11 protein-coding genes are annotated in these 12686 nt (G+C 64.7%); 2 read left to right on the forward strand and 9 right to left on the reverse strand.

The window, feature by feature from the left end; genetic code table 11:
• The 7 genes from ABQ039_RS15470 to ABQ039_RS15500 all read right to left on the reverse strand — a co-directional run bounded on the left by ABQ039_RS15470 (window position 1) and on the right by ABQ039_RS15500 (window position 7262).
• A complete protein-coding gene (locus tag ABQ039_RS15470) occupies window positions 1–963 on the reverse strand; it encodes a DUF58 domain-containing protein (protein WP_065032776.1) in 963 nt (320 codons plus the stop codon).
• Between the two features lie 22 nt (window positions 964–985).
• A complete protein-coding gene (locus ABQ039_RS15475; RefSeq protein ID WP_024938134.1) occupies window positions 986–2005 on the reverse strand; it encodes a MoxR family ATPase in 1020 nt (339 codons plus the stop codon).
• Between the two features lie 273 nt (window positions 2006–2278).
• The gene (locus ABQ039_RS15480; protein WP_349777948.1) at window positions 2279–4219 is read right to left on the reverse strand and encodes a type IV pilus secretin PilQ family protein; all 1941 of its coding nucleotides are present in this window, start codon (window positions 4217–4219) and stop codon (window positions 2279–2281) included.
• 19 nt (window positions 4220–4238) lie between these two features.
• Complete coding sequence (locus ABQ039_RS15485) at window positions 4239–4772, reverse strand: pilus assembly protein PilP (RefSeq protein WP_024938133.1); 534 nt, start codon at window positions 4770–4772, stop codon at window positions 4239–4241.
• On the reverse strand, window positions 4769–5434 hold the full coding sequence (locus tag ABQ039_RS15490; RefSeq protein WP_024938132.1) for a type 4a pilus biogenesis protein PilO: 666 nt from the start codon (window positions 5432–5434) through the stop codon (window positions 4769–4771). The genes ABQ039_RS15485 and ABQ039_RS15490 overlap by 4 nt, the downstream gene beginning before the upstream one ends.
• Window positions 5431–6204, reverse strand: a complete 774-nt coding sequence (locus ABQ039_RS15495) for a PilN domain-containing protein (protein WP_024938131.1) — start codon at window positions 6202–6204, stop codon at window positions 5431–5433. Before ABQ039_RS15495 ends, ABQ039_RS15490 begins: the two co-directional genes overlap by 4 nt.
• Window positions 6204–7262 (reverse strand): pilus assembly protein PilM, encoded by a 1059-nt coding sequence (locus tag ABQ039_RS15500; RefSeq protein WP_039423791.1) that lies wholly within the window; start codon window positions 7260–7262, stop codon window positions 6204–6206. The genes ABQ039_RS15495 and ABQ039_RS15500 overlap by 1 nt, the downstream gene beginning before the upstream one ends.
• Before the next feature lie 118 nt (window positions 7263–7380).
• Between ABQ039_RS15500 and ABQ039_RS15505 the strand changes: the two genes are divergently transcribed.
• Together ABQ039_RS15505 and ABQ039_RS15510 are read left to right on the forward strand one after the other, a co-directional pair.
• Window positions 7381–9903 (forward strand): penicillin-binding protein 1A, encoded by a 2523-nt coding sequence (locus ABQ039_RS15505; RefSeq protein ID WP_104576063.1) that lies wholly within the window; start codon window positions 7381–7383, stop codon window positions 9901–9903.
• A 236-nt stretch (window positions 9904–10139) separates the two neighbouring features.
• Window positions 10140–10790: a hypothetical protein gene (locus ABQ039_RS15510; protein ID WP_039519223.1), complete on the forward strand. Its 651-nt coding sequence runs from the start codon at window positions 10140–10142 to the stop codon at window positions 10788–10790.
• 102 nt (window positions 10791–10892) lie between these two features.
• Here ABQ039_RS15510 and ABQ039_RS15515 read toward each other — a convergent pair whose 3' ends face one another.
• Window positions 10893–12182: a citrate synthase gene (locus ABQ039_RS15515; RefSeq protein WP_024938127.1), complete on the reverse strand. Its 1290-nt coding sequence runs from the start codon at window positions 12180–12182 to the stop codon at window positions 10893–10895.
• 228 nt (window positions 12183–12410) lie between these two features.
• Window positions 12411–12653, reverse strand: a complete 243-nt coding sequence (locus ABQ039_RS15520) for a type B 50S ribosomal protein L31 (RefSeq protein ID WP_024938126.1) — start codon at window positions 12651–12653, stop codon at window positions 12411–12413.
• Window positions 12654–12686 lie beyond the last annotated feature (33 nt).

Consider the following 12686-nt stretch of genomic DNA (forward strand, 5'->3'; position numbering starts at 1 on the left):
TCATCGGCTCCGCACGGCGCTGCTGCCGCCCAACCAGGCATCGCTGGCGTCGTCGGTGGACAGCCGATGCAAGCGCACACCGCGTGCCTGCAGGACCGCGGTCAATTGTTCCAGCGGCGCCACGAATTCGGCCTGCCAACGCGCGCGTCCGGCCTGCGTGGACAGATCGATCGCGATGCGCTCGCCGCGCACATCGAAGCTGAGTGCGCGGGCCGGTGGCGCCAGCTCCAGCGGGTCGACCAGCACGATCACCACCACCTCGTGATGCAAGGCCAGGCCCGACCAGCGCGTGGCAGAAATCCTGCTGGCGCTGCGCGCATCGGCCAGCACGGTCAGCCGCGCACCCGGGCGCAGCAGCCGCGCGGCATGGTCCAGTGCCACCTCCAGGCCCGCATCGCCGGACGGCGGCTGCGTGTACCAGCGCGCCAACGCATCCAGCACCGGCAACACGCCGCGTTGACCCGAGCGCGGTGCAATCGGCGCTTCGCTGGCAGTGCCACGCAGCGCGGCGATCCGGTCGCCCTGCCGCTGCGCCAGCCACGCCGCGACGGCGCCGGCACGGGCGGCCTGTACCGATTTGTAGCGCACCCGCGTGCCGAAGAAGAGCGCCGGTGCGGTATCGGCCACAATCAGGCTCAAGCGTTCGCGCTCGGCCTGGAACAATTTGGTGTGCGCGCGCCCGGTACGCGCGGTGACGCGCCAGTCGATATGCCGCGCATCGTCGCCGGCCACGTACTCGCGCGACTCGGCGTATTCCATCCCGCGCCCACGCGTTGCCGCCGGCACCGGCCCCACCAGCCCGTGGCGGCCACGCCCTGGCTGCCCGCGATGGGTCGTGGTGCCACGCAGCGCGATCAGCTCCGTCAGCGTCGGCCGCAGTCCATCGCCGGCGATCGACGCCGGAGCGGTGACAGGGGAAGAAGACGGCATCGAAGACATCGGATTCTGGTCAGAGGACGGCATACCTCGGCGACACGCTACCCGATCAGGGCAGCGGAATCTTTTCCAGCAAGGCGGCGACCAGACGCTCGCCATCCCAGCCTTCGGCAGTGGCTTCGTAGCTGGGCAGCACGCGATGACGCAGCACATCCGGCGCAATTGCGCGGATATCGTCCGGGGTCACGTAGTCGCGCCCGGCCAGCCATGCACGCGCCCGTGCGCAGCGCTCCAGTGCGATCGACCCACGCGGGCTCGCGCCCCAGGCAATCCGCCGCGCCAATGCCGGGTCGTAGCGCTGCGCATCGCGCGACGCGAGCACGATCTCGATCAGGTAGCGCTCCAGCTGCGGCGCCAGATGCACGTCCAGCACCACCCGACGCGCGGCAAAGACATCTTCCAGCGGGATCTTGTCGGGTACCGGCTCGTGCTTTTCCAGGGTGTCGCGCGCGGCCTCACGTGCCAGACGCAGGATCTCCGCCTCGGCATCGGCCTGTGGGTAGCCGATACGCACGTGCATCAGGAAGCGATCCAGCTGCGCCTCGGGCAACGGGAACGTGCCTTCCTGCTCGATCGGGTTCTGCGTGGCCATCACCAGGAACAGCTGCGGCAGCGCATAGGTATGCCGCCCGACGGTGACCTGACGCTCACCCATCGCCTCCAGCAGTGCCGACTGCACCTTGGCCGGCGCGCGATTGATCTCGTCGGCCAGCAGGATCGGATGGAAGATCGGCCCGGGCATGAACTCGAACCGGCTGTCCTGCGGCCGCCAGATCTCGGTGCCGGTCAGATCGGAGGGCAGCAAGTCGGGGGTGAACTGTACCCGCGCGAAATCCGCCTCCAGCCGCGAGGCCAGCGCGCGGATCGCGGTGGTCTTGGCCAGCCCGGGCGCGCCCTCGACCAGCAGGTGCCCGTCGGCCAGCAGGGCGATCAGCAATCGTTCGACCAGCGCGGACTGGCCCACGATGCGCTGCGCCAGCGACTCGCGCAGCAGGGTGAATTGACGATGCAACCGGTCCTGGGCGGGCGCGGCAGCGGCTTCTGGGGGCAACAGCGGCGGTGCGTTCATAGGACCAGTGTGACCGATTCGAATGTAATTGGTTCACTACGAAGCGGAAAGATGTTCAGTGAGTGACCGGGTTCATGCTCTCCACGGCCGGCCACACCGTGGGTGAATATCCCGGTGAACATCGCAGGCGGGCTTGAGTGATAGACATCTGGATGGATGAGGCGCGCATGCCACCTGGCGCAGATGACGTTTGCATGCGCCATGGGCATCACTCGAGCAGACCTGGAAAAGAAGAAGGCCGCTTTCGCGGCCCTCTTTTCTCATGGGTTGCGCTTATTGCGCTGCGCTTGCCACTCGCAACACCTTCGGAGTGACGAAAACCAGCAACTCAGCCTTTTCCTTGCTGCGCCCACGCTTCTTGAACAGATTGCCCAGGAACGGGATGTCTCCCAGGAACGGCACCTTCGACACGCTCTCACGGTCCGTGAATTCGTACACACCGCCGATCACCACCGTCTCGCCATCGGCCACCAACACTGCCGTATTGACTTCCCGGCGATTGATTTCCGGCACGGTGCCGTATTGCGGCAAGGTAATGAAGCGTGCCACTTCGTCCTTTTTAACATTCATGTTCAGGAAAACGCGGTTGTCATTGGTAATCGTCGGCGTCACCTTGAGTTCAAGCAGAACTTCTTTGAACTGCACATTGGCCTGCGACCCGCCACCTGCAGCGCCCGCGCCACTGATGGTCACGTAGCCGATTTCGCGGCCCTGCTTGATCACACCCTCACGCTGGTTGGCGGTCACGATACGCGGATTGGAAACGACTTCGCCGCGCCCTTCTTCCTGCATCGCCGACAGCTCGATATCCAGGTTGAAGTGGGAACCCAATAGGGTGTAGGCGAGACCTGCTGCGCCGCTGTTCGTGAAGCCGCCAGCCCCAAGATCGACGTTCAGCCCGGACGGAAACAGATGCGCCGGCAACGTCGTCTGTGTGCCGCCATTAGCGCGTTCCAGAGCAGCTTGCGCAGAGGTGTTGAGGTAGTTGACGTTACTTTCCAGCGAGCCACTCAAAATGCCCCGCCCCGTCGCACCGGTGACTCCAAACCGCGCACCTAAGTCACGTGCAAACGTATCGGTCGCGATCACGATGCGGCTTTCGATCAGCACCTGATCCACCGGCCGATCGATATGCGAAATCAGCTCGCGCATCTGCGCGACCTTCTTTGGAATATCGCTGATCATCAGGGTGTTGGTGCGTTCGTCGGCAACCAGGCGTCCGCGAGGCGACAAAAATCCGTTGTCCTGCTGCCCTGCGCCGCCTTGTCCACCCTGACCACCACCACCGCCACCAATCCCCTTGGCCTCCGTCAGCGCTTTGAAGATCACGGCCGCATTGTGGTAGTTGATCTGCACGTAATCGGTGATCAGATCCTCGCGGTTCTCGATCGCGATGCGGGCGTCTTCCTTGTCCTGCTCGAACTTGGCCAGCTCCGGCTGCGGGGCGACCCACACCACGCCGCCGTCGCGGCGCTTGTCCAGGCCCTTGGCGCGCAGCACGATGTCCAGCGCCTGGTCCCACGGCACGTTCATCAGGCGCAGCGTGACATTGCCCTGCACGGTATCGGAGGCGACGATATTGAGGTTGGATTCCTCGGCGATCAGCTGCAGCACGGTGCGTACCGGCACGTCCTGAAAGTTGAACGTCACCGGGCGGCCGCTGTAACCGCGCGCAGCGATCTGTGCGGCGGCCTGGGTGACGGCTGCGGCGCTGACGCCACCGACCGCAGGCTGGCCCTTGCGCGGAGTGATTTCGACCACGTATTCGTTGCCGGTCTGGTAGGCCAGCGAATCGAACGCGCCCTTGGTCGACAGCACCAGCTGCGACCCCGAGCCCGACGGCTTGACCTCGACGCGCTGCACCGGCGTTGCAAAGTCGGTGACGTTGAGCGGGCGCTGCAGTTCGGCAGGCAGGCGTGCGTTGCTGATGTCGACCAGCACGTTGTCGCCCTGCGTGCGCAGATCCGGGCTGGCGCCCTGGCCGTCGAACTGCAGGATCAGACGGCCAGCGCCATCCTCACCACGTTTGAAATCGATCTTGGACACCGCCAGGCTCGCCGGAGCGGTCTTGGCCGGGTCCTGCACAGGCTGCTTCAGTGCCGCCGCCGAGAACGCGCTACCGCTCGCCAGCGCCAGCGCGAACCCCATCGCGCAGGCCTGGAATACCGCGTGGCGTCGAACCGGACGCAGCCGCCGGGCATTGGAAAACGTCATCGTGCTATCCCCTATCACTTTATTGATCATCCAATGCGAGCGCGGCCGGCCGTTCAAGCCATCCGCCCGCACCGTCCGGCACAAGTTCAATCAGCTCGATGCGGTCTTCGTAGACCCCGGTGACCCGGCCATCGCTCTGTCCCAGATACACGCCCGGCCGCACCCGGTAGGTCACCTTGTCGGGTGCCATGACCAGCGCAACCAGGCCCGAGCCACCGCCAATGGTCCCCACCATGTCGAGGGCGTCGAGCGGATAGGCTTCCAACGGCTCCTTGCGCCGGTTCGGATCCGGACGCGTGCCGTTGCCGCCTTCGGCGCTGACCCAGGCATCGCTGAACGGGTCGCGCATCGACTGCGCCGCATATTCGAACGTCTCGAACTGCTGCATCACCGGCAATGGCTCCAACGGCGGCGCCGGCCGTGCGCGCACTTCGGCGACCCAGGCTTCCAGGTTCGGCGCATCGCCCGGTGTGCTGGTCACCCCGCGCGTACACGCCGGCAATACAGCAATTAACGCCACGCAGGACAGGATCTTGAGCAGTTTCATGGTCATTGGCCGCCCTTCTTCGCAGCGTCGGCCGCGGCCTTCTCCTGCTCTGCCATTTCCTCATCGTCAAGATAACGATAGGTCTTGACCGTGCCGGACAGTTCCAGCGCCCCGCGCGGGGTGATGCCGGCCTTGGGGTCCCTCGGCTTGAGGTTGATGTCGTGCATGGTCAGGATCACCACGCGCGGCAACGACGCCACACCGCTGACGAAGGCACCGAACTGGTGATAACTGCCCACCATGCGCAAGGCGATCGGCTTTTCGGCGTAGAACTCCTTCGGCGATTCCGGGCCCGGCTGGAACAACTCGTTGGACAGGCCGCTGGACAGCGCGGTCTGCGAGATGTCGATGATCAGATCCGGCATTTCGGTCTTGCTGGGCAGCTGCCGCAGCATCTGCTGCAGTACCTGCTCCATCTGCGCGAGCTGCTGCTTGAGCGGCTCCAGATTCACCGCGCGGCCCTGCTGGGTCTCGAACTCGGTGCGCAGCTGCGTTTCTGTGCCTTCCAGGCCTTCGAGTTCATCGCGCTTGCCGCTGATCAACAGGAACCAGGCCAGCACCATGATGAACAGGCCGACCACCACGCAGAACACGATGCGTGCCTGCTGCGGCCAGCCGCCGATGTTGTTGAAATCCAGATCGCTGAGCTTGAATGCTTTCTTACTCATGACGCCGCCCCCTCCTGCGGCCGATTGGCGGACGCCGGCGCTGGCTGCACGGGTGCAGGAGCAGCGGCCGGCGACGTGGCAGGCGCAGGTGCTGCAGGTGCCGCCGCTGGCGCGCCCGCAGGGGCCGTACCGGCTGGCGTTGCACCCGGCGCTTGCGCATCGACCGGTGCGGTGCCGTTCTTGTCGGCCTCGTTCGGATTGGCCAGCTTGACCTTGAGCGTGAACACGTACGGCAGCGTCTTGGTGTCCATCGACGGTCCCGCGGGCTGCCCAGCCTTGTCCTGGCTCTTGGCCTCGATGATCGACAGGTCCGGATTGGTCATCCAGCCCGAGCCTTCCAGGTTGCGCATATAGGTACTGACGCGCGCGTTGGACTGCGAACGCCCTTCCAGGGTCAGGATGTCGCCGTCCTGCTTAATGTTGGTCAAGGCCACGCCATCGGGGATGGTGCGCACCAGCGAATCGAACAGATGCACCATCTGCGAGCGATTGGCCTGCAGTTCCTCGATCACCTTCTTGCGGGCGAGCAGGCGGTCCTTCTTCTTGTCGAGCTCCTTGATCTCTTCGTTCTGCGCCTTGACCTTGTCGATCTCGGCGGTCAGGAACGCATTGCGCTCGGTCTGGCCGCTGATCTGCGCGTCGTAGTAGAACCAGATCAGGACCGACAGCAGCACGCCGCCCAACGCGGCGAAGCCCAGCATCGAATAGAACTCACGCTCGCGCGCCTTCCGGCGCTCGGCACGCCAGGGCAAAAGATTGATTCTTGCCATCAGTCAAAGCTCCTCAGGGCCAGGCCGGTGGCGATCATCAATGCAGGCGCATCCAGCGCCAGCGCGTGGGCCTGGACCTTCGGGCCCAGCGTCATCTGCGCAAGCGGGTTGGCGACCACGGTGGTCACGCCGAGCTGCTCTTCCACCATTTCCGGCAAGCGCGACAGCGCAGCGCAGCCGCCGGCCAACACGATGCAGTCGACGCGATTGAATTCGCTGCCCGCGTAGAAGAACTGCAGCAAGCGGCTGATCTGCTGCACCGTCGCCTCCTTGAACGGCTCCAGCACTTCGACCTCGTAGCTCTCCGGCAAGCCGCCCTGACGCTTGGCCAGGCCGGCCTCCTCGTAAGTCAACCCGTAACGGCGCATCACCTCGTCGGTGAGCTGCTTGCCGCCGAAGACCTGCTCGCGGCTATACAGGCTGCGACCGGAGCGCAGCACGCTCAGCGTGGTCATGGTCGCGCCGATGTCCACCAGCGCAACCACCGCATCGGCGGCCACCGGCAACTCGCTGGCGACCAGGGCGAAGGCGTTCTCGACCGCGAAGGCCTCCACGTCCATGACCTTGGCGGTCAGGCCACCGAGTTCCAACGCGGACTGGCGCAGTTCCACATTCTCAGAGCGCGAGGCCGCCAGCAGCACCTGGACCATGTCCGGGCTGTTGGGCATCGGGCCGAGCACCTCGAAGTCGAGATTGACTTCCTCGATCGGGTACGGAATGTAGTTGGTGGCTTCCAGTTCGACCTGGGCTTCCAGATCGCTGTCGTCCAGATCGGCCGGCATCGGAATCAGCTTGGTGATCACCGCCGACCCGGCCACCGCGGCTGCGGCGTTCTTGGCCTTGCTGCCGGAACGGTTGATGGCGCGACGAATCGCTTCGCCGACCGCCTCGACCTCGACGATGTTCTTTTCCACGACCGCATTCGGCGGCAACGGTTCCACCGCGTAATGCTCCACGCGGAAACGGTTCCCGCTGCGCGACAGCTGCAAGAGCTTGACCGCAGTGGAACTGATATCGACACCAATCAGTGGCGATTGACTCTTGGGTAGAAGCCCCACGGAAACTCCCCTGCCGATGGGCACTTGGACGCTTGTCTGCGCCCTCGTATTAATAATTAAATTTTAACAGGTGACAAGCCCTTCACGCGCATGGCAATGGCCCCGCGACGTGACCCCAGTGCTGTTTCCTGCGATCCCCAGAGTTCGGCCCCAGCCAAACCCGGCGTCATCTATACTCTGTGACCAAGAAATCTGCAATCGGAATCTCTCTTACATGCCCCGTATTCGCCGTTGGCTGGGCTGGATCCTGGCCGCGTTCGTGGTGCTCGCCCTGCTTGGCGCTATTGCTGCCGGCGGCCTGTATTACGCCATTTCCTCCAAGTTGCCGGACGTGCAGTCGCTCAAGCAGGTCGAGCTGCAGGAGCCGATGTACGTCTATTCCAGCGACGGCCGCCTGATGGCCGTCTATGGCGAGACCCGGCGCTACCCCATCCAGATGAAGGACGTGCCGCTGCGCCTGAAGCAGGCCTTCCTGGCGACGGAGGATGCGCGCTTCTACGAACACGGCGGCGTGGACTACAAGGGCATCGCCCGTGCGGTGTGGCTGCTGGCCAGCACCGATGCCAAGCGCGTGCCGGGTGGTTCGACCATCACCCAGCAGGTGGCACGGCAGTTCTTCCTCAGCTCCGAATACAGCTACACCCGCAAGCTCGCCGAGATCCTGCTGGCGCGCAAGATCGAGAGTGAGCTGAGCAAGGACGAGATCTTCGAGCTGTATCTCAACAAGAGCTTCTTCGGCAATCGCGCCTACGGCGTGGGTGCTGCGGCCGAGTACTACTACGGCAAGAAGATGAGCGAGTTGAGCCTGGACGAGATGGCCTCGCTGGCCGGCATCCCCAAGTTCCCGTCCAGCGGCAACCCGATCAGCAATCCGGAACGCGCGCAGGAGCGCCGCGATTACTACGTGCTGCAACGCATGGCCGACCTGGGCTTTGTCAGCCAGGCCGAAGCCGACGCCGCCAAGGCGGTGCCGATGCACGCCAAGCCGCACGAGCCGCCGGTCGAGGTCTACGCCCCGTACGTGGCCGAGCTGGTGCGCCAGGAAATGATCGCCAAGTACGGCGGCGATGTGCTCAACAAGGGTTACCACGTCACCACCACCATCGATGCCACGCTGCAGACCGGCGCCGATGCGGCGGTTGCCGAAGGTCTGCGCCTGTACGACCACCGGCATGGCTGGCATGGGGTGGAGCAGCATTTCGATGTCGCCGCCGATGCGGATGCCGCGGCACTGGCCAAGCATCTGTCGGGTGTGTTCACCCAGGGCGGCCTGCGCGCGGTGATCGTGGCACGCACCAATGCCGACGGCGGCGTGACCGTCGTGCAGAGCGACAAGACCGAGCTGACCCTGCCGGCCAGCGCCAGTCGCTGGACCAACAAGACGCCGGCCAAGCTGCTGACGCGCGGCGACCTGACCCGCATCCGCGCCGGCGAGAAGGACGGCGAGTGGATCATCGACCAGTTGCCGCGCGGCCAGGCCGCGCTGGTGTCGCTGGATGCCAACAGCGGCGCCCTGCGCGCGCTGGTCGGCGGTTTCAGCTTCGCCGGCAACAAGTTCAATCGCGCCACCCAGGCACGCCGCCAGCCGGGCTCCAGCTTCAAGCCGTTCGTGTATGCGGCCGCGTTCGAGAAGGGCTTCAACCCGGCCTCGATCGTGCTCGATGCGCCGGTGGTGTTCCGCGACCGCCGCGGCAAGACCTGGTCGCCGCAGAACGACGGCGGTGGCTTCCGCGGCCCGATGCGCTTGCGCGAGGCACTGGTGCAATCGCGCAATCTGGTCTCGGTCCGCTTACTGGATGCGATCAGCGTCGATTTTGCGCGCAAGTACATCAGCCAGTTCGGCTTCCAGGAAGCCGAGCTGCCGCCCAACCTGTCGATGTCGCTGGGCACGGCTTCGCTGACGCCGTTGTCGGTCGCGCGTGGCTATGCGGTGTTCGCCAATGGCGGCTCGCGGGTGGAGACCTGGATCGTGGACGAGGTCAAGGACCGCGACGGCAATGTAGTCTTCAAGGAAGTGCCGGCGGTGGCCTGCCGTACCTGCGCCCTGCAGGGCGGCAATGTCGCGCCGGTGAGCCAGGTGGTGGACGGCTTCAACTTCGGCGCCCCCGCGCTGCCCAAGTCGATCGAACCGACCACGGCGACGCCGGCCACGCCGGCGGAGACCGCCCCGGCAGCCACTGCCGAAACCAAGATCGCGCCGCGCGCCATCGACGAGCGTACCGCCTACCAGCTGGTCTCGATGATGCGCGACGTGGTCCAGCGCGGCACCGGCACCGCGGCCAAGGTGCTGGGGCGTGAGGACGTCGGCGGCAAGACCGGCTCGACCAACGATCACCGCGACGCCTGGTTCTCCGGCTTCGGCGGCCCCTACGCCACCACGGTGTGGGTGGGTCGCGACGACTTCCGTTCGCTCGGCTATCGCGAGTACGGCGGCAAGGCGGCACTGCCGATCTGGATCGACTACATGCGCGTGGCGCTGAAGGACAAGCCGATCGCCGCCAACGATCCGCCCGACGGCATGACCCAGGCCACCATCAATGGTGCGGTGGAATGGGTGAAGAACGAGGACCTGGATCGCCTGCAGGACTACGACTACGGCCTGCAGGAACAGCAGGACGAGAAGGCCTTCGATATCTTTTGAGGGCCGGGATTCGGGATTCGGGATTCGGGATTCGGGATTGGGGATTGGGGAATCGGAACGGCTTCGTCCGCCCGATTCCCCGATCGGGTTCGTGGCATCGACTGTTTCCGGTTGCAGCAGAAGGGGCCGGGCAATCGCCATTGCGTGATTGCCCTTGCAGGGAGACACCGGGGCATTCGCCACCTCTTCATGCCGCTGTTGTAGAGTCGAACCAGGTTCATTAGGGGAGCCCGGTCATGCATCACGCGCGCGAACACGCCGATACGCGAACCCGAGAACGTCGCCATCGCCTGGCGCACGAAGCGGCCCGGCTGATGGCCGAGGGTGGCATCCGTGATTTTCATCAGGCCAAGCTCAAGGCGGCCAGCCGGCTAGGCATCCACGACGACGCATCGCTGCCGCGCAACCGCGAGATCGAAGATGCGTTGCGCGAGCACCAGCGCCTGTTCGCCGGGCCTGCGCACGGGCTGCGGCTGCGCCAACGCCGCGAAGCCGCATTGCGCGCGCTGGAGTTTCTTAGCCCGTTCCAGCCGCGCCTGGCCGGCCCGGTGCTCGATGGCACAGCCGACGCCAATGCGCCGGTGCAGTTGCAGTTGCACAGCGACGATGCCGACGCCGTGCAGCGCTTTCTGGAAGAACACCGTATTCCGGCCGAATCGCGTACGCGCCGGCTGCGCCTGGACCGCGAGCGCACGGCCGAGTTCCCGGTCTGGCTGTTCAGTGCCGAGGAACTGAGCTTCGACCTGACCGTGCTGCCGTACGATGCCTTGCGCCAGGCACCGCTGTCGCAGCTGGACGAAAAACCGATGCAGCGCGCCTCGGCCGCCCAGTTGCGTCAGTTGTTGGCAGAAGAGGATGGTGGCCACGCCCTGCCGCGCACGCGCTGAGCGCAGCACGCCATGACGCGTGACCACTGACCACAACGCCAACCCGCAAAAGCAAACGCCCCGCAATGCGGGGCGTTCGTTCAAGCAGACAACCGCAGGCGCTTAGCGCTGGCCGGCGTCGGTGTAGTCGCGCTTGTCGTAGCCGGTGTAGATCTGGCGCGGACGGCCGATTTTCATTTCCGGGTCGACCTGCTGCTCCAGCCAATGCGACACCCAGCCGGCGGTGCGTGCAATGGCAAACATCACGGTGAACATTTCCACCGGGATGTTCAGTGCCTTGTAGATCAGGCCCGAGTAGAAGTCGACGTTCGGGTACAGCTTGCGCTGCACGAAGTAGTCGTCCTTCAGCGCGGCTTCTTCCAGCTTCAGCGCCACTTCCAGCAGCGGATCGTTGACGCCCAGTTCGCCCAGCACCTTGTGGGTCATCTCGCGGATGATCTTGGCGCGCGGGTCGAAGTTCTTGTAGACGCGATGACCGAAGCCCATCAGGCGGAACGAGGAGTTCTTGTCCTTGGCCTTGGCCACGGCCGACTCGACGTTGTCGGCGGTGCCGATCTCTTCCAGCATCTTCAGCACGGCTTCGTTGGCGCCACCGTGTGCCGGGCCCCACAGCGCGGTGATGCCCGCTGCGACCGAGGCGTACGGGTTGGCACCGGTCGAACCGACCAGACGCACGGTCGAGGTCGAGGCGTTCTGCTCGTGATCGGCATGCAGGATGAACAGCAGATCCAGCGCCTTGGCCACCACCGGATTGATCTCCAGCGGCTCGCTCGGCACTTCGAACATCATGTGCAGGAAGCGGTCGACGTAGTTGAGGTTGTTGCGCGGGTAGCGGATCGGCCAGCCGATCGAATAGCGGTACGCGGCAGCAGCCAGGGTCGGCACCTTGGCGATCAGACGGATGGCGGCCTGGCGGCGCTGCTCCGGATCGTTGAGGTCCAGGGTGTCGTGGTAGAACGCCGACAGCGAGGCGACCGAACCGGCCAGCATGGCCATCGGGTGGGCGTCATGGCGGAAGCCACCGAGGAAGTTCTTCAGCGACTCGTGCATCATCGTGTGATGCGTGACTTCGTGGTCGAACTTCTTGAATTCGTCCGCGGTCGGCAGCTCGCCGTTCATCAGCAGATACGAGACTTCGAGGAAGCTGGACTTCTCGGCCAACTGTTCGATCGGGTAGCCGCGATACAGCAGCACGCCGTTGTCGCCATCGATGTAGGTAATTGCCGACTTGCAGCTGGCGGTGGCGGTAAAGCCCGAGTCGTAGGTGAACAGACCGGTTTCTTTGGTCAGCTTTGAAATATCGACGCAATCATTGCCAAGCGTGGGCTTGAGAACCGGCAGAACGACCGACTTGTCGCCGGCGTTGAGCGTGACCTGATCAAGATCGGACACTGTGTACGCTCCTTCAGTGGAAGGCGCCTGTCACCAAATGGGCAGGCACGTGATGGAAGTCCAGGGCATCGCCCCGGATCACGTCATTATCGCACAGCAACATTTTGGCCGTCGCTTGGACAGAAGTCGTAGACGCCCCGTCGAAGGCGTGAAAACGAAGTTGCCGCCGCCCAAAAAACAACGGCCGCGCAATGCGCGGCCGCTGCCGGTACAGCCCGTCCTGCAAGCTCAGCGCGCGTAGCGCTTCTGGAACTTGTCGATCCGGCCGCCGGTGTCGATCACCTTGTGCTTGCCGGTATAGAACGGGTGCGAGGCCGAGGAGATATCCACCTTGATCAGCGGGTATTCCTGGCCGTCTTCCCACTTCACGGTCTCTTTCGAGCTCATGGTGGAACGGGTCAGAATCTTGAAATCGGACGTCACGTCGTGGAAGACGACGTCGTTGTAGCTGGGATGAACGTTATCTTTCATGGACTTGGCGCCGGGCTGCCTGGATAAGCCGGG

Origin of the sequence: Xanthomonas sp. WHRI 6108, from assembly GCF_040202385.2 — a bacterium.
GTDB classification, from domain to species: Bacteria; Pseudomonadota; Gammaproteobacteria; order Xanthomonadales; family Xanthomonadaceae; genus Xanthomonas; species Xanthomonas arboricola.

Excerpts from the sequence above, each read along its gene's own strand:
- ABQ039_RS15485 (WP_024938133.1), bottom strand. The coding sequence starts at position 4,772 with ATGACCATGAAACTGCTCAAGATCCTGTCCTGCGTGGCGTTAATTGCT.
- ABQ039_RS15495 (WP_024938131.1), bottom strand. The coding sequence starts at position 6,204 with ATGGCAAGAATCAATCTTTTGCCCTGGCGTGCCGAGCGCCGGAAGGCG.
- ABQ039_RS15520 (WP_024938126.1), bottom strand. The coding sequence starts at position 12,653 with ATGAAAGATAACGTTCATCCCAGCTACAACGACGTCGTCTTCCACGAC.
- ABQ039_RS15490 (WP_024938132.1), bottom strand. The coding sequence starts at position 5,434 with ATGAGTAAGAAAGCATTCAAGCTCAGCGATCTGGATTTCAACAACATC.
- ABQ039_RS15510 (WP_039519223.1), top strand. The coding sequence starts at position 10,140 with ATGCATCACGCGCGCGAACACGCCGATACGCGAACCCGAGAACGTCGC.
- ABQ039_RS15475 (WP_024938134.1), bottom strand. The coding sequence starts at position 2,005 with ATGAACGCACCGCCGCTGTTGCCCCCAGAAGCCGCTGCCGCGCCCGCC.
- ABQ039_RS15480 (WP_349777948.1), bottom strand. The coding sequence starts at position 4,219 with ATGACGTTTTCCAATGCCCGGCGGCTGCGTCCGGTTCGACGCCACGCG.
- ABQ039_RS15470 (WP_065032776.1), bottom strand. The coding sequence starts at position 963 with ATGCCGTCCTCTGACCAGAATCCGATGTCTTCGATGCCGTCTTCTTCC.